Origin of the sequence: Leptotrichia massiliensis (assembly GCF_900104625.1) — a bacterium.
In the GTDB taxonomy this organism is placed as follows: Bacteria; Fusobacteriota; Fusobacteriia; order Fusobacteriales; family Leptotrichiaceae; genus Leptotrichia; species Leptotrichia massiliensis.
This window is the reverse complement of sequence record NZ_FNVZ01000005.1, coordinates 1062959-1079119: the sequence shown is the minus strand read 5'-3', so window position 1 is coordinate 1079119 and position 16161 is coordinate 1062959. Positions and strand designations below refer to the sequence as shown.

Below are 16161 nucleotides of genomic sequence, written 5' to 3'. Positions count from 1 at the left end.
AAAAATGAATTTTGATATAAAATGGGAAGTTTTGAAGGAGCTGACAGAAACTTATGCAATTTCAGGATTTGAAGAGGATATTGTCGATATATTGAAAAAGCATATCAACCTTCCATTTTCTCAGGATGGTCTTGGATCCTGCCTTTTTACAAAGGAAGGAGATGGAATTTCCATAATGATAGCCACTCATATGGATGAAGTAGGATTTGTCGTAAAGGAAATAGATGAGCAGGGATATCTATATTTTCAGAATGTAGGAAATATGTGGTCGCATGTTCTGCTTAATCAGAAGGTGGCAGTTATAAATGAAAAAAAGAATATATATTATGGTGTTATTGGTGGACCTGCAGTCCATTCAATAAAGGAGAAGGAAAGAGAAAAGGTATTGCCAATTGATAAACTGTATATTGATATGGGAGTCAGCAGTAAAAAACGGATTGAAGAACTTGGAATAAAAGTAGGAGATATGATATGTCCGTATGGAGAAATGATAGAGCTGAATGAGGAAGGATACCTTGCAGGGAAATCCTTTGACAATCGTGTAAGTGTAGTGACAGGAATATGGCTTATGAATATGCTGAAAAAAGAAAATACAGGCAATAAGGTTACTCTCGCGGCAACAGTACAGGAGGAAGTTGGGCTAAGAGGTGCAAGAACAACAGCACATAAAGTATTTCCTGACCTGGCAATAGCTGTAGATACTACTTTGGCAGGGGATACCCCCTTGAATAAAAACAATATAAAGCTTGGAAAAGGAGTAGCTATTAATGTTATTGATTCAATGACCATAATGAACAGAGGGCTGCTTATTTATATTGAAAATCTATGCAGAAAGAATGACATTCCTTATCAGCTGAGCTGTTTTACAGATGGTGGGACTGATGCAGGAAATATTCATAAGTCAGGAACTGGAATACCTGCAACAACTTTATCTATACCTATGAGATACATGCATACTCATCTTGGAGTCGTACATAAGGACGATATTATCTCAACATTAAAACTGCTGAAACTGATAATAGAAGATCTGACTGCTGAAAAGTATGACAGAATACTGAAGGAAAACTATAATTACAGTGAATAAGATGAAAAAACTTGAGGAGGTAAAAAGATGTGGGGAATAATTGCAACATGGTGCATGGCACATGATGGTGTCAAAGAAGCCTCGGAAATACTGAAAAATGATGGAAAAGCGGGAGAGGCGATAGAAACTGCAATAAAAAATGTTGAAGATTTTCCTTTTTATAAATCTGTAGGTTATGGCGGACTTCCAAATGAAGAAATGGAAGTGGAACTGGATGCGGCGTACATGGATGGAAGCAACTTTAATTTTGGTGCAGTCTGTGCCATTAAAGACTTTGCCAATCCTATATCTGTCGCTAAGGATTTAAGTTATTTAAATGAAAACAGCATGTTAGTAAGTGAAGGTGCAGAAAAATATGCACATAAAAGAGGTTTTGAAAGAAAAAATATGCTTACAGAAAGGGCAAAAATACATTACAGAAACAGATTGAAGGATATGGAACATATAAAAGAAATAGAAATAAAGCCCTATTCAGGACATGATACGGTTGGTATGGTGTGCCTTGATAAAGAAGAAAATATAGTTGCAGGAACTTCTACAAGCGGACTTTTCATGAAAAAGAAAGGAAGAGTGGGAGATTCGCCTGTAATCGGTTCAGGACTCTATGCTGACAGTGAGATTGGAGGAGCAAGTGCAACAGGACTTGGAGAAGATATAATGAAGGGGATAATTTCATATGAGATAGTAAAACTTATGGAAAGTGGTCTTTCTCCTCAGAAAGCATGTGAAAAAGCTGTCTTCACTTTTGAGAAGAAATTGATAAAAAAAAGAGGAAAAGCGGGAGATATTTCTGTAATTGCCATGAATAACAAAGGGGAATGGGGAGTGGCTACAAATATTGAAAATTTTTCTTTTGTTGCAGGAAATGAAAAGAATCCTGTAAAAGTATACAGGACAAAAAGAAAAGGCGATGAAATGATACATGAAGAAGCGACTGAAGAGTGGCTACAGGAGTATATCAATGAAAGAACTAAACCTCTTATAGAAAAGTAAGGCAGGTAGAAAATGGATAAAAATACGGATGATAATAAAAAATATGATAAAAACAGTAATATTTCCGATGAGAAAATAATATTGAAAATAAAAGAAGAAGTGAAAAAAATACAGCCAGAATTAATAGAGACAATACGGGAATTAGTTTCTATTTACAGTATTCAGACGGAACCTGAAGAAAATGCTCCATTTGGAAAAGGGCCTGCTGAGGCACTGTATAAAGCTCTGGAAATATCAGAAAAACTGGGATTTAATACAGCGAATATAGATAATAAAATAGGTTATGCAGAATATGTACCGGAAGAAATAAGGAAGTATCAGGAATATATAGGTATTTTTGGACATGTAGATGTTGTTCCTCTTGGTGAAGGGTGGAAGTACTCTCCATTGGATGGAGAAATAGAAAATAATCGCATATACGGAAGGGGTGTTCTTGATAATAAGGGTCCAATTCTATCAAATCTTTTTGCACTCCATATTCTGAAAAAATTAGGAATAAAATTTGATGTTCCTGTAAGAATAGTTTTCGGAACAAATGAAGAAACAGGATTTGCGTGTATAAAACATTATCTGACAAAGGAAAAAGCCCCTGTTTTTGGCTGGACTCCTGACTGTAAATGGCCAGTTGTGTATGGAGAAAGAGGAAGACTTAAGGTAAGAATATATTCTGAAATGAAGGATTTAGAGAAATTATATGAATTTGTAAATGGATATATTTTATCGGCACCTAATAATGGTATAAAATTAAAAATAAACTTTAAGGATGATAATTTCGGAGAAATGATATTAAGAGGGTACAGATTTGGAATTGCTGAAAACAGACATTTTTTTGAATTTGTAATGAGTTATCCTGCAATATGCAAAAAAGAGCAGCTTATGGATTTAATCAGAAGTAATTTGACGGAGGGAACGGAGCTGGAGGAAATTTCCAACTGGAATCCAGTTCTATATGATAAAAGTTCTGAATATGTGCAGACTTTACAGAAGGTATATAATTATGTTACAGGCTTTAATGCAGAACCTGTCACAACGACAGGAGGAACTTATGCAAAGATAATTCCTAATATTATTGCATATGGACCAAGTTTTCCAGGTCAGAAGGATATAGCACATTTACCTGATGAGTGGCTTGATTTATCAGATTTAGAGAAAATAACAGAGATTTATGCACTTTCATTATATGAAATAAGTAAGTTGAAAAATAGAAAATAATAAAGTAAAAAACTGTCTTTTATTCTTAAAAATAGAGTATCAGACAGTTTTTATCATTTTCAATTCTCAATTAACCCAATAAATTTAGAAATAATTCTAAATATAAATTTTATCCCTTTTATCTATTTGATACTATTCCCCGTTTAAAAATGAGAATAAATTTTTATAAGAAGGTTGTTTGATATCTAATTTATAATCATTCAACTACATTGTTTTTTATTATTTTTTAGATATTTTGATTAATAAATATTTTTTCATATTACTATGTTTTTTCTTTTTTATTTTCGTAGGATTGCTCATTGCCGCAAATCCTACAACCTATGGCTAGTCTACGACATTTTTCTGCACTGACAAAAAACTCGCTATGCTCAAACAGTTTTGCCAGCACAGAAAAATGCTCCGACGGATTAGTTTATAATTATTATGGCGAAAGAAATACATTCGTATTTAGTTATTTTTCCTTTAACGAAATTTTGCTTATTTAATTGTTTTTCAGCTTTTTGTCTGATGATAACTTTATATTTCATTTTCCAACCCTAATTTTTTTATTAAATCTTCGTGACTAATCCAATTTTCTCTGTTGTCTTTTTCTTCTTCATAAGCTTCAACAGCCAATTTGTAGTCCTCTTCATCTTCGATTTTTTCAAGAATTAAATCTAACATTACTTGGTTTAAACTGATATTGTTTTCCTTAACATAGTTGTTTATTTTGTCTTCTATGTCAGGATGAGCATTTATAGAAACGGTTATCATAAAATTCACACCCTTTCTTGTTATTTTTGTTAATAAAATTTTAACATAAAAAATAATAAAAATCAACGAAAATATTTTATTAACTGCAATTTGTATTAAAAAAATTCTCACAGAGGAAATTGCTCTATATGGGTATGAAATTGTCCCTATTAGAATAAAAAATATCATTCATACAGAAAACGATAAAAGAAGTGAATAATAGACAAAATAGATAGCTTTATAAAAAATATATGTCAAACAGATGATTAGTTAATGTTATTAATGTTGAAAACAAAATTGATTTTCATCAGAAAATTAATGAAGAAATTGAACTGGGATAGAATAGAAATAAAATATTTATCAAAAAAAGGCGGGAAAGCATTCCCCTGTATGGGAAGCCCCTGCCTTGAACATATATTTCCTTCTTTCCTGACCATCATTATCCCTCTGCATATATTTACATATAGCTAGTAAACCCTGTTTCCGTACCTGTCTTCGCAGTAGAATGTTCCACTAGCCCTTCTATAACATTTTCTGCCTTCTTCTCTTCTAGATTGATTTACATCGTTCCAGTAACTTGGACTTAGTAGCTCACACCCCACGACAGACATAGCAAGTATAACCATTAATAAAATTTTTTTAAACATTGCATATCATCTCCTTATGTTTTAAATATGTATATTAAATATATTTATTCCGTTTTATGTATTGACTATTTGTGTTTTTTTATATTTCTATTATACAATATTTTAAATTGGAATACAAATTGTTTTTTATATTTCTGTAGAAAATTTAATGAAAAATAAAATTATACCTAAATTACAATATAATTTTCTTAAATTATTTTATTTTAATACCTTCCAGTTCCAATAAAAACTCTTTTATATGGAGTCCTCCACCATATCCGACTAACTTTCCATTCATACCAATTACACGATGGCAGGGAATAAAAATTGAGATTTTATTTCGATTATTTGCCATTCCGACAGCACGAACTGCTTTTTCGTTATTAATTGCAACTGCGATGTCCTTGTAGGAACGGGTTTCGCCGTAAGGGATTGCTTCAAGAGCGTTCCAGACGGAAATTTGAAAAGGAGTTCCTTCTTTTAAAAGTGGCAAGTCAAAATTTTTTCGCTTTTTGGAAAAATATTCAAATAACTGATTTTTTGCCTTTTTTATTAACTCGGTTTCTTTAATTTGAAAATTATCATCATTTTTAAATTTTTCAATTTCATAATTCCAGATTACATCAGTAATATGAGAATCATTTTCTGTTGTGGCAAGTCCAATTTTTCCAATTGGAGTATTGGTTTCATAAAAATAGATATTTTTTTTCATTGTTATTAGCCTTTCAATTTTTTATATTTAAAATTTGAATTTTTTAATTCATTTTGTGGTAAATGTATTATAATATGGTTGGGTAAAAAAGTAAATAGGGAGTGAAAAAGTAAAAATTTGAAATGAAAACTTTAACATTTTCAGAGTTCTCTTTTTATGATATAATGGGAAATAAATTAGATGAGGTTTTTCAGTTATGTTGAATAAGTCATTATGGGAAAAGAAAATATTTAGGGATAGCTTTCTTTTAAAAAAATTTATGAGTAAAAAATTAAAATTATGGCTGTATAATCAGTATAAAAAAGAAGAAACAGATAGTGGAGAAGAAGAGATAATAATTAAGGAAAATTTAAATTATGAATTATTTTGTGACATTTTAAACAATACAGAAAAATATGTAAAAGTCAAAAATGGAAATTTTGAAAATAAATTTTTGATTTATAATGAAGAAGCAAAGGATGGAGAGCCATTTATTATTGCAGTATTTAGAGATATTTATGCTTTTTGCGTGTTTTTTTATATAAGTAAAAAAGAAGGAAAGTATATTGTTAAGAATAAATGGTTTGATGAAATTGAAATAGGGAATGCTGAGGAGTTTTTAAATAATTTGCAGGAATACAACGTAAATCTTGATATTCCTGAATTTGTAAATTTAAAAAAATATTATTGGGATGAATTGATGTTAATTGAAAAAATCTTAAAGAGATATTTTGATACAGGGAAAATTGAAGTCAAACTAGATGAAAATATTAAAATTAACTGTAAATACAGTGGAATAAAATTAGGAGATCACATTGAAAAAGTAATTCCTGCGTCAGAGAAAAGAAATCTAAAAAAATATTATCAGTATTTGCTGTATGAAGACAAGGAACAGAAATATTCATTATTTGCAAATCCAAAAACTGGAAAAATTGTAAAGATTGATATAAAAGATGAGAAGTATTTTCCAGCAGAAGATTTGAAAATTGGCGATTACTTAACGAAAGAGAAAATGGAGAAATATGAAATTTATTACGATGAAGCTGATGAAGATGTGTGGCTTAGTGAAGTAATAAAAGAATTAGCAATAGTAACAGAACTTATTGGGGAATATCCTAATCAGAAAGAAAAAATACTGTGGTATGTCTGGTTTGATTATAAAGAGTACAGTTTCTAAATGAAATAAAATATACTTAAAATTATAAACGTTGATTTACAAAAATTTAAAATATAACGGAGGTTTTCATGGAAAATTTTGAAAAGAAAGTGGAAAGAGATTTTTTTGATGTTTTTTTAGGAATATTAAAAATAACAGGAATATTTATTTCTACATGGATTGTGTTATTAGTACAAAGAGCAATCTTTAATTATTATTACTATATCAATGTATTAAAGTTGAATTATGGCAATGAAAATGCTGGGATGATTCCAACGTTAGTAGAGGCGGTATTTAGTTTTACTGTTTTGATTATACTAACTGTTATTTTTATAAAAATGATGAAAGCAAGATTTGGTGCAAATAATTTGATAAAAATAATGCTGTGGACTTTTGCTATGATGGTTATAATAATTTTCTTGCTTGGAGGAGGATTTGCTTTTTCTGTGTCAAAGAATTCTGAAATAATAGATTTGAATTATATGATTTTAATATTTTTTAAAAAAGGAATTTTAAATGGAATAATGGGAACAGAATTAGTTGGAATCTTGCTGACAATATCCTTATTTTCTATCAAAGTATATGAGAAAAATAATGGAAAAAGTATATTTTCAATTATTTATACAGCTATAAGTTCAATAATCTTAATTATAATGTATTATTTTATCTCTATTTTTATGGATATATATATGTATCAAACTATAGCAGGTACAAAGAGTGATTATATTTGGAAATTTATAATAGAAATAATAAAGAGTACAGATCTATCTAAAGCGATCTTTAATTATTTTTTTTATGTGGTAGTTTTGATTATTGTAATTTTTACAACTATATTAGTTTTAAACGTTTTTTCAGATAATAAAAAATTGGAATTAAAAATAAATAACACTAAATAGAAATTAAAAAAAGGAAATATAGAAAAATGAATTTATTTGATGAAGTATATGAAGATAAGAAGCCACTAGCATTTAGGTATCGTCCAAAAAGTCTTGATGATTTTTATGGGCAGAAGAGATTGGTTGGAGAAAATGGGATTTTGAGGAAGATTATTGAACGTGGAAACTTTATGAATGCGATTTTCTGGGGAGCACCGGGAACAGGAAAAACTACGCTTGCAGAGATAATCGCTGATAAAATGAATTACCATTACGAATATTTGAATGCTATAAAAGCCTCTGTAACGGATATAAAGAATATTTCTGATAAGGCACACAGCAGTTTTCACACAAATGGACAGCAGATATTACTATTTTTAGATGAAATTCATAGATTTAACAAGTTGCAGCAGGACTCACTTTTGGAAGATTTGGAAAATGGAAATATTATTTTAATTGGAGCGACTACTGAAAATCCTTATTACAACTTGAATAACGCATTGTTATCAAGATGTATGGCATTTGAATTTAAGAAACTGAGTGAGGATGATCTGCTTAAAATATTGAGAAATATTAATGAAAAAGAGAATTTTGGGATTTCAGATGATATTTTAGGATATATTTCGGAAATAATTGAAGGGGATGCAAGGCAGGCTATAAACATTTTGGAACTGATAACAAATGTTGGAGTGGAGTTTACGCTGGAAGAAGTAAAGGAAATTTTGAATACAAAAAAATCATATCACAAGACAGAAGACAAGTACAATACAATTTCAGCAATGATAAAAAGTATTCGTGGAAGCGACCCTGATGCAGCTGTCTACTGGATGGCCAAAATGCTTTCTGGCGGAGAAGATATTTTGTATATTGCAAGAAGGCTTGTGATTTTAGCTTCTGAAGACATTGGGCTTGCAAATCCGCAGGCTTTACCAGTTGCTGTGGCAGGGCTTAATGCGATAAAGGAAATTGGAATGCCCGAAGCTAGAATCATTTTATCTGAAGTGGCAATCTATCTTGCAATTTCTCCCAAGAGCAATTCAGCCTACAATGCTATAAATTCAGCACTAAGCCACATTGAAAATGAAAAAATTCAGGAAGTGCCAGTCCATCTCACAAAAGTTGGAGCAAAAGACTATAAATATCCACACAATTATGAAAATCATTATGTAGACCAAATTTATATGAATGAAAAAATCAAATTTTATGAGCATGGAGAAAATAAATTTGAAAAGGCGGCAGATGAGTGGTTGAGAAAGATTAAAAAAAATCCCAAGCCTTGATAAATACAAGGGTTTGTGATAAAATAAATTAACAAAATATATTGGAGGAATGATGCCGAATGAAAAAAAGAGCTTTGATTAGTGTTTTTGATAAGACTGGGATATTGGAATTTGCACAGTTTTTAAATCAAAAAGGTGTGGAAATTATTTCGACTGGAGGGACTTACAAGTTTTTGAAGGAAAATGGGCTTTCCGTGATAGATGTTTCGGAAGTTACTAATTTTAAGGAAATGCTGGATGGAAGAGTGAAAACATTACATCCGAATATTCATGGTGGAATTTTGGCGATTAGGGACAATAAGGAACATATGGATACGATTGAGAAAGAAGGAATAGAAACGATTGATTATGTTGTTGTTAATCTTTATCCATTTTTTAGGGAAGTTCAGACAGATAAGACTTTTGATGAAAAAATCGAATTTATTGATATAGGTGGGCCTACAATGCTTCGTTCGGCTGCAAAATCATTCAAGGACGTTACAGTTATCTGCGAAACAGAAGACTATGAGAAAGTTATGGAAGAAATTGAAAATAATGGGGAAGTTTCATTTGAAACAAAAAAAAGATTGGCTGGGAAGGTGTTTAATTTGACATCAGCTTATGATGCGGCTATCTCTAATTTCTTGCTGGAAGAGGAATATCCAAAATATTTGAATGTTTCGTATGAAAAGAAATTTGACTTGAGATATGGCGAAAATCCTCACCAATCGTCTGCATACTACGTTTTAACTACTGAAAATGGAAGTATGAAGGATTTTGTCCAGTTAAATGGAAAAGAATTGTCGTTTAATAATATCAGAGATATGGATATTGCTTGGAAAGTGGCAAATGAATTTGATGAAATTGCCTGCTGTGCTGTAAAACACTCGACTCCTTGCGGTGTGGCAGTTGCAGATGATGTTTTCACAGCTTACAGGAAAGCCCATGATTGTGATTCAGTATCAATTTTTGGTGGAATTGTTGCAATTAATAGAGAAATCGATGCAAAAACTGCACAGGAACTGAACAAAATTTTCCTAGAAATCGTAATTGCCCCAGCATTTACTGATGAAGCTCTTGAAATATTAAAATCCAAGAAAAATTTGAGAGTAATAAAATGCGAAGTTGCAAAACCGCAGGATAAAGTGGAATATGTAAAAGTTGATGGCGGAATATTAGTTCAGCAGACAAATCAGAAGATGATTGACAATATGGAAGTTGTAACGAAAAAACAGCCAACAGAGCAAGAATTAAAAGATATGGAACTTGGAATGAAAGTTGTAAAACACGTAAAATCAAATGCAATTGTGGTCGTAAAAGATGGAGCGGCAACAGGAGTCGGAACAGGACAGACAAACAGAATCTGGGCAACTCAGCACGCACTTGAACACGCCAAAGGGGACTTGGATTCACTAGAAGGAGCAGTTCTGGCATCAGACGCATTTTTCCCATTCAGAGACTGTGTAGACGAAGCTGCAAAATACGGTATCAAAGCATTAGTACAGCCAGGCGGCTCAATTAGAGACAAAGAATCAATCGAAGCCGCCGATGAACACGGAATGACAATGGTATTTACTGGAATCAGACATTTCAAACATTAAAATTAAACAAATATTTGTTTTTATAGATAAACTGTACTAAAATATATGAAAAGGGGTAATCTATATCAAAATTTAAGAATAGAGGGACAATTAAAATTCAAAAAACTATATTATTCCAATTATATGATGGGATATAGATCACCCCAATATCGAAGGGGACTAAAACTTTAATAATAGAATTTATAAGATTAACTGTCTGGATATAGATCACCCCAATATCGAAGGGGACTAAAACAATTAAATTCTCATCTTCACTTAACTTTGTTGATATAGACTACCCCAATATCGAAGGGGACTAAAACTTTTCTGTTTGTACTATTGAAAAGGCATTATGGATATAGACCACCCCAATATCAAAGGGGACTAAAACTAAATGGTGGAAATCCATCGGAAGTTGAAAGGATATAGACCACCCCAATATCGAAGGGGACTAAAACCTAAGCGGTTGCCTTCGAGAGATGTGCCTGTTTCGATATAGACCACCCCAATATCGAAGGGGAGTAAAACAGATTTTATAGGGTTAATTTTGGTTTACAAATATAAAAAATGGAGGAAACCAAAATGAAAAAAATTTTTGTGATATTGACATTGGTATTTGTTAGTGCAAATACATTTTCGGAAACGTTGTATTTCAAGAATTGTAAGGAAGCACGCTCAAAAGGCTACAAAAATATAAAAAAAGGCGAGCCAGGATATGCAAAACATTTAGACAGGGATAAAGATGGTATAGCTTGTGAAAGTAAATAAATTAAATGTAGAGTTGTTTCTTGATTGGGATAACTCTTTTTTTGAAATTAGCAGATGATAGGAATGAAACAGATAAACTATTAAAGAAAAAAATTGAAAGGAACATTTTTATATATATTTTTGTAACAAATGTTTGACATCTATACAACAAAATATAAAAGAAATTAAATATTAAATTGACAAATTGAAAAAATTATGTTATTATACTTAAGGATTGTTAAATTAGTTATATAATGGGACTGTAGCTCAACTGGTCAGAGCAACCGACTCTTAATCGGTAGGTTGTGGGTTCGATCCCCACCAGTCCCACCATCATCTTCTATAGAATATTAGTGATAAGAGTTTTTTAGGCTCTTATTTTTTTGTTTTAATATTAGAAACTTAGAAATAGAAGAAATATCAAAAAAAAAACAAAATAAAGCCCTTGAATAATTTCAAAAAGTGAAGTACAATTATAGTAAGAAAAAGTTTTTAGAAGATATAAAAATAAATTATAAAATTTAGGAGGTAATGTAATGGGAACACCGCATATTGGAGCAAATAGAGGAGATGTTGCAGAAACTATACTATTGCCAGGAGACCCGCTTAGAGCAAAATATATTGCAGAAACATTTTTGGAAGACGTTGTTCAGTATAATAATGTTAGAGGAATGCTAGGATTTACTGGAACTTATAAAGGGAAAAAAGTATCTGTGCAAGGAACTGGAATGGGAGTGCCTTCAATTGGGATTTATTCACATGAACTGATAACTGAGTTTGGAGTAAAGAATTTGATTAGAATTGGAACAGCTGGTTCTTATCAGGAAGATGTAAAAATTAGGGATGTTGTTATTGCAATGTCAGCTTCAACTGATTCAGCTATTAACAAATTAAGATTTAATGGAGCGGATTATGCACCTACAGCAAGTTCAGATTTAGTTTTCAAGGCTTATGAAATTGCTAAGGCAAAAGGATTGAATGTAAAGGCTGGAAATGTATTTACAAGTGATACTTTCTATGGAGATGATCCTAATGCTTGGAAAAAATGGGCTGAATTTGGAGTATTATGTGTGGAAATGGAAACAGCACAACTTTATACAACTGCAGCAAAATTAGGGGTAAATGCCTTGACATTGCTTACAATTAGTGATTCATTCATTACTCATGAGGTAACAAGTGCTGAGGAAAGACAAACAACTTTCAATGAAATGATAGAAGTGGCTTTAGAAACAGCATTACAGCTTTAAAATAATTAAAGAAAATAACTAAAGGGAGAAAAAATTAGTGGAATTTTACAAAAGATTAGTTATAAAAGTTTTAGAACGTAGTTCAGTTGGTTCTGAAAATAGAATTTTGAAAAAGTTAAAAAGCGGGTATGACTTGACACAGAGAGAAATGTCAGAACTTGAAGAATTACTGGAAAATATTTTATAAATAAAGATATTTAATAAATCTTTATCTTTGAGACAAGGGGATTATCCCCTTGTTGTTAATTTAAACTAAAAGAAAGGAAAATAAAATGAAAATAGAAAATCTATATCCTGAAAAAGTTTTTCACTATTTTAGTGAAATTTCAAAAATACCAAGAGGTTCAAGAAAAGAAAAAAAGATTAGTGACTGGATTGTTGAATTTGCAAATGAAAGAAATCTGGAAGTTATTCAGGACAAGGCATTGAATGTATTAATAAGAAAGCCTGCAACAGCTGGATATGAGCAATATTCACCACTTATCCTGCAAGGACATATGGATATGGTTTGGGAAAAAAATAAAAATACACAATTTGATTTTGAAACACAAGGAATTGAACTTGTTGTGGAAGATGGATACTTAAAGGCAAATGGAACAACACTTGGCGCAGATAATGGAATTGCTGTGGCTTATGCACTTGCGATACTTGACAGCAATGACTTGAAACATCCGGCACTTGAAATTATTATCACAACTGACGAAGAAGACGGAATGAGCGGAGTTAATAACCTTGACTTTGGAATTTTTTCTGGAAATACACTTATAAATTTGGATACTGAAGAATACGGACAAGTTTATGTGAGTAGTGCAGGTGGGGCGAGAATTTTTAATGAGTTTAACTTTGATGCTGAAAAACTAGAAGAGGATGATACTGTTATAAGTATTGATGTGAAAGGGCTTCTAGGTGGGCATTCAGGTGCTGAAATTCATTTAGGATTAGGAAATTCAAATAAAATTTTGGCAGAAGTTCTGAATCATTTAAATAAAAAATACACTCTTGCAATAATGGACATTGACGGTGGAGAAAAAACTAATGCAATACCGAGAGAGGCTGTGGCGTTGCTAGCTGTGAAACTTGAAGATGAAAAAGTCAGTGATTTTGAAAAATTAGCAAACCTTGCTTTTGAAAATATAATAAAGGATTTTAAAATTATTGATAAAAATCCAGTTATTGAAGTGAAGGAAGTTAAGAAAGAGGAACTAAAAAATCAAGGGAAATTATCAATTTCCAACACAAATGCCGTTATTTCATTTTTCCACGAATTTCCAAATGGAGTTATCTCAATGAGCAAAGATATCGAGGGACTTGTGGAAACTTCAATAAATCTGGGAGTTATAAAAACTGAAAATAAAGATGGAAAAATTGTTATAAAAATTCAGGCATTGCCAAGAAGTTCAGTAAATAAATCACTTGAAAAATTACTAAATGATGTGAAGGAACTTTCTGAAAAATACGGAGTGGCAATAAAAGTAAATTCTCCGTATCCATCTTGGGAATACCGAAAAGATTCAAAGATTCGTGAAATAGTTGTAAACTCATTTAAAAAAATAACAGGAAAAGATCCTGAAATTAAGGCAATTCACGCTGGACTTGAATGCGGAATTTTTGATAATAATATGAAAAATGTTGATATTGTTTCAATTGGGCCTAATATTTACGGTGCTCACACTCCTGAAGAAAGAATGGAAATAGATTCAGTTGGAAAAACTTGGGAATTATTGCTAAAAGTTATGGAAGATTATAACATTAAATAAAAAATAAAAACAAAAGGAATATTAAATGAAAAAAGAGCCAAATAAACAAAAAAAAAAACTAAAAATAAATGAAATTATAGTGGTTGAAGGGCGAGATGACATAACAGCCATAAAACGAGTTGTAGATGCACATATTATCGCCTTAAACGGCTTCTCCGCATTATCTAAAAAAACAATAAATAAAATGATTGAATTGTCAAAAACTAATGATTTAATTTTATTTACAGATCCTGATTTTGCAGGAAAAAAAATTCGTGATACATTAAAAAGATATATTCCAAATATAAAGCATGCTTTTGTAAGTCAAAAGGATGCAACTAAAAATGATAATATAGGAGTTGAAAATGCCAATGACAAAGTAATTTTAGAGGCTTTGAAAAATGTTGTTACAGCTAATCAAGATATTGAAAATAGGTTTGATATTAGTGACTTGATAGATAATGGACTTATTTCTGGAAGTAATGCAAAAGAACGTAGAATAATGCTTGGAGATATTTTAAAAATTGGCTATTATAATGCCAAACAGCTTTTAAAGGCTCTTAATTCATTTAATATTTCAAAAGAACAGTTTGAGGAAGCTATTGAAGAAATAAATAAGGCTGGTGTAGAATAAAAAATTTAAAAAAATCTGTGTTTAAGGTTGTAATTTGTTAATTGAAAAAATATAAGTTTAGATAATAAAAAAGGATATAAAAAATGTATAAGGTTAATGATGAACTATATGGAGAATGTTATGTAGACGATGTTATCTATGAAATAATAGACACAAGAATTTTTAAAAGATTAAAAAATATCTATCAATCTGGTAGTGGATATCTGGTTAATGAATTATGGAATGTAAACAGATACGAACATTCAATAGAAACAATGATATTATCTTTAAAATTTAATGGAAATATTGAAGAACAAATAAAAGCCCTTTTACATGATATTTCACATACAGCTTTTTCCCATGTAATTGATTATGTCTTAAAAAATGAAAATGAAGATTATCACGAAAAAATTCAGGAAGATTTTTTAAATGATGAAGAGTTGTCAAGTATTTTAGGAAAATATAATTTAAATATAAAAAGAATAATGTCAAAAAATTATAGTTTTTTAGATAATGAGTTGCCTGAATTATCCTTTGACAGAATAGATTACACTTTGAGAGACTTGTTTAGGCAGAAAAAAATTTCACTTAAAGAAGTAAGAGAAATAGTTAATCATTTAACAGTATATCAAAATAAGTTATGTTTTAATTCTTTAAAAATTGGAAAATGGTTTCAGAAATTATATTTTCAGGAAGTGGTAGAATATTTTCAAAATCCTTTAAATATGTATATAAATACGATGTTATGCAATTTACTGATTTCAGCCTTGAATGAAGAAATTATTCAGCTTCAAGATTTTAATTTTACAGACGAATATATATTGAGAAAAATAAATTTTTCATCCAAGAAGAAAGAGCTGGAAGATATAATAAATAAGAAAAAATATGATGAATTTTTATTGATGAAAGAAAAAATAAAAGTAAAAAAAAGACATATAGATCCTTATATACTCGTAAATAACGAAATAAAAAGGATCTCTGAAATCAAATAAAATATAAAATTTATTTTACAAAATTTTGTAAATAATTATTTAGATACTTTTTTGTAAGGACAACTAATTAAATGGTCATCAACTATTCCGATTGCCTGTAAGAAAGAATAAACGATTGTAGAGCCAACAAATTTAAAGCCACGTTTTTTCAAATCTTTACTGATTTTATCAGATAATTCTGTAGTAGCAGGAGCTTCTGCTATCTCTTTCCAGTTATTAATAATTTGCTTGTTATCTGTAAAATTCCAAATGTACTTGTCAAATGAGCCAAATTCCTTTTGTACTTCCATAAATGCAAGGGCGTTTTTAATAGAAGCGGCTATTTTTAATTTATTTCTCACAATTCCATCATTTTGAGCCAGTTCAGCCAACTTAGTTTCATCATATTTTGCAATTTTTTTATAATCAAAATTATCAAAAGCCTTTCTAAAATTTTCTCTTTTATTCAAAATAAGATTCCAGCTAAGTCCTGCCTGAAAGCCTTCCAATATTAGCATTTCAAAAAGATAATTATCATCGTGGGAAGGCACTCCCCATTCAGTATCATGATAGACAATGTCATTTTCAGATTTTGCCCATGGACATCTAGTTTTTTTCATATTCTAATCCTTTCAATTT

At 30.6% G+C, this 16161-nt stretch carries 17 protein-coding genes and 1 tRNA gene; 14 read left to right on the top strand and 4 right to left on the bottom strand.

Annotated features, from left to right (window positions below; genetic code table 11):
* Nucleotides 1-4: 4 nt before the first annotated feature.
* The 3 genes from BQ5344_RS09170 to BQ5344_RS09160 are packed head-to-tail and all read left to right on the top strand — an operon-like array spanning nucleotide 5 to nucleotide 3289.
* A complete protein-coding gene (locus BQ5344_RS09170; protein ID WP_071125067.1) occupies nucleotides 5-1084 on the top strand; it encodes a M42 family metallopeptidase in 1080 nt (359 codons plus the stop codon).
* Nucleotides 1085-1111: 27 nt separating this feature from the next.
* Nucleotides 1112-2077 (top strand): glycosylasparaginase, encoded by a 966-nt coding sequence (locus tag BQ5344_RS09165; protein ID WP_071125066.1) that lies wholly within the window; start codon nucleotides 1112-1114, stop codon nucleotides 2075-2077.
* 12 nt (nucleotides 2078-2089) lie between these two features.
* Nucleotides 2090-3289 (top strand): Sapep family Mn(2+)-dependent dipeptidase, encoded by a 1200-nt coding sequence (locus BQ5344_RS09160; protein WP_083378237.1) that lies wholly within the window; start codon nucleotides 2090-2092, stop codon nucleotides 3287-3289.
* Nucleotides 3290-3805: 516 nt separating this feature from the next.
* Here the strand turns inward: BQ5344_RS09160 and BQ5344_RS09155 are convergent.
* From BQ5344_RS09155 to BQ5344_RS09145, 3 genes are all read right to left on the bottom strand, one after another.
* Nucleotides 3806-4042 (bottom strand): DUF6290 family protein, encoded by a 237-nt coding sequence (locus tag BQ5344_RS09155; RefSeq protein ID WP_071125532.1) that lies wholly within the window; start codon nucleotides 4040-4042, stop codon nucleotides 3806-3808.
* A gap of 446 nt (nucleotides 4043-4488) precedes the next feature.
* Nucleotides 4489-4668, bottom strand: coding sequence for a hypothetical protein (locus tag BQ5344_RS09150; RefSeq protein ID WP_071125065.1), 180 nt, complete (start codon nucleotides 4666-4668; stop codon nucleotides 4489-4491).
* A gap of 193 nt (nucleotides 4669-4861) precedes the next feature.
* On the bottom strand, nucleotides 4862-5359 hold the full coding sequence (locus BQ5344_RS09145) for a methylated-DNA--[protein]-cysteine S-methyltransferase (protein WP_071125064.1): 498 nt from the start codon (nucleotides 5357-5359) through the stop codon (nucleotides 4862-4864).
* A gap of 196 nt (nucleotides 5360-5555) precedes the next feature.
* On the opposite strand from BQ5344_RS09145, the gene BQ5344_RS12490 reads away from it, so the two are divergent.
* The 11 genes from BQ5344_RS12490 to BQ5344_RS09095 all read left to right on the top strand — a co-directional run bounded on the left by BQ5344_RS12490 (nucleotide 5556) and on the right by BQ5344_RS09095 (nucleotide 15543).
* Nucleotides 5556-6515: a hypothetical protein gene (locus BQ5344_RS12490; RefSeq protein WP_235846144.1), complete on the top strand. Its 960-nt coding sequence runs from the start codon at nucleotides 5556-5558 to the stop codon at nucleotides 6513-6515.
* A gap of 68 nt (nucleotides 6516-6583) precedes the next feature.
* On the top strand, nucleotides 6584-7390 hold the full coding sequence (locus tag BQ5344_RS09135; RefSeq protein WP_071125063.1) for a hypothetical protein: 807 nt from the start codon (nucleotides 6584-6586) through the stop codon (nucleotides 7388-7390).
* A gap of 26 nt (nucleotides 7391-7416) precedes the next feature.
* Nucleotides 7417-8649: a replication-associated recombination protein A gene (locus tag BQ5344_RS09130; RefSeq protein ID WP_071125062.1), complete on the top strand. Its 1233-nt coding sequence runs from the start codon at nucleotides 7417-7419 to the stop codon at nucleotides 8647-8649.
* A gap of 59 nt (nucleotides 8650-8708) precedes the next feature.
* The gene (gene purH / locus BQ5344_RS09125; RefSeq protein WP_071125061.1) at nucleotides 8709-10229 is read left to right on the top strand and encodes a bifunctional phosphoribosylaminoimidazolecarboxamide formyltransferase/IMP cyclohydrolase; all 1521 of its coding nucleotides are present in this window, start codon (nucleotides 8709-8711) and stop codon (nucleotides 10227-10229) included.
* 561 nt (nucleotides 10230-10790) lie between these two features.
* Nucleotides 10791-10976, top strand: a complete 186-nt coding sequence (locus BQ5344_RS09120) for an excalibur calcium-binding domain-containing protein (RefSeq protein WP_036070480.1) — start codon at nucleotides 10791-10793, stop codon at nucleotides 10974-10976.
* Between the two features lie 235 nt (nucleotides 10977-11211).
* Nucleotides 11212-11288: transfer RNA gene (locus BQ5344_RS09115), tRNA-Lys, on the top strand.
* A gap of 203 nt (nucleotides 11289-11491) precedes the next feature.
* Nucleotides 11492-12202, top strand: a complete 711-nt coding sequence (deoD, locus tag BQ5344_RS09110) for a purine-nucleoside phosphorylase (RefSeq protein ID WP_021768896.1) — start codon at nucleotides 11492-11494, stop codon at nucleotides 12200-12202.
* Nucleotides 12203-12239: 37 nt separating this feature from the next.
* Nucleotides 12240-12389: a hypothetical protein gene (locus BQ5344_RS12305; RefSeq protein ID WP_021768895.1), complete on the top strand. Its 150-nt coding sequence runs from the start codon at nucleotides 12240-12242 to the stop codon at nucleotides 12387-12389.
* 85 nt (nucleotides 12390-12474) lie between these two features.
* Entirely contained in the window at nucleotides 12475-13959 is a 1485-nt protein-coding gene (locus BQ5344_RS09105) for an aminoacyl-histidine dipeptidase (protein ID WP_071125060.1), read from the top strand.
* A gap of 25 nt (nucleotides 13960-13984) precedes the next feature.
* The gene (gene rnmV, locus BQ5344_RS09100; protein ID WP_071125059.1) at nucleotides 13985-14572 is read left to right on the top strand and encodes a ribonuclease M5; all 588 of its coding nucleotides are present in this window, start codon (nucleotides 13985-13987) and stop codon (nucleotides 14570-14572) included.
* Nucleotides 14573-14655: 83 nt separating this feature from the next.
* Nucleotides 14656-15543: an HD domain-containing protein gene (locus BQ5344_RS09095; protein WP_071125058.1), complete on the top strand. Its 888-nt coding sequence runs from the start codon at nucleotides 14656-14658 to the stop codon at nucleotides 15541-15543.
* Between the two features lie 35 nt (nucleotides 15544-15578).
* Here BQ5344_RS09095 and BQ5344_RS09090 read toward each other — a convergent pair whose 3' ends face one another.
* Nucleotides 15579-16142 carry a DNA-3-methyladenine glycosylase I gene (locus BQ5344_RS09090; protein ID WP_071125057.1) on the bottom strand — a complete coding sequence of 188 codons (564 nt, stop codon included), beginning with the start codon at nucleotides 16140-16142 and terminating at the stop codon, nucleotides 15579-15581.
* Nucleotides 16143-16161: the final 19 nt, after the last annotated feature.

Bases quoted from the DNA above. Each gene is read 5' to 3' on its own strand.
- BQ5344_RS09170 (WP_071125067.1), top strand. From the start codon at position 5: ATGAATTTTGATATAAAATGGGAAGTTTTGAAGGAGCTGACAGAAACT.
- BQ5344_RS09165 (WP_071125066.1), top strand. From the start codon at position 1,112: ATGTGGGGAATAATTGCAACATGGTGCATGGCACATGATGGTGTCAAA.
- BQ5344_RS09160 (WP_083378237.1), top strand. From the start codon at position 2,090: ATGGATAAAAATACGGATGATAATAAAAAATATGATAAAAACAGTAAT.
- BQ5344_RS09155 (WP_071125532.1), bottom strand. From the start codon at position 4,042: ATGATAACCGTTTCTATAAATGCTCATCCTGACATAGAAGACAAAATA.
- BQ5344_RS09150 (WP_071125065.1), bottom strand. From the start codon at position 4,668: ATGTTTAAAAAAATTTTATTAATGGTTATACTTGCTATGTCTGTCGTG.
- BQ5344_RS09145 (WP_071125064.1), bottom strand. From the start codon at position 5,359: ATGAAAAAAAATATCTATTTTTATGAAACCAATACTCCAATTGGAAAA.
- BQ5344_RS12490 (WP_235846144.1), top strand. From the start codon at position 5,556: ATGTTGAATAAGTCATTATGGGAAAAGAAAATATTTAGGGATAGCTTT.
- BQ5344_RS09135 (WP_071125063.1), top strand. From the start codon at position 6,584: ATGGAAAATTTTGAAAAGAAAGTGGAAAGAGATTTTTTTGATGTTTTT.
- BQ5344_RS09130 (WP_071125062.1), top strand. From the start codon at position 7,417: ATGAATTTATTTGATGAAGTATATGAAGATAAGAAGCCACTAGCATTT.
- purH (WP_071125061.1), top strand. From the start codon at position 8,709: ATGAAAAAAAGAGCTTTGATTAGTGTTTTTGATAAGACTGGGATATTG.
- BQ5344_RS09120 (WP_036070480.1), top strand. From the start codon at position 10,791: ATGAAAAAAATTTTTGTGATATTGACATTGGTATTTGTTAGTGCAAAT.
- deoD (WP_021768896.1), top strand. From the start codon at position 11,492: ATGGGAACACCGCATATTGGAGCAAATAGAGGAGATGTTGCAGAAACT.
- BQ5344_RS09105 (WP_071125060.1), top strand. From the start codon at position 12,475: ATGAAAATAGAAAATCTATATCCTGAAAAAGTTTTTCACTATTTTAGT.
- rnmV (WP_071125059.1), top strand. From the start codon at position 13,985: ATGAAAAAAGAGCCAAATAAACAAAAAAAAAAACTAAAAATAAATGAA.
- BQ5344_RS09095 (WP_071125058.1), top strand. From the start codon at position 14,656: ATGTATAAGGTTAATGATGAACTATATGGAGAATGTTATGTAGACGAT.
- BQ5344_RS09090 (WP_071125057.1), bottom strand. From the start codon at position 16,142: ATGAAAAAAACTAGATGTCCATGGGCAAAATCTGAAAATGACATTGTC.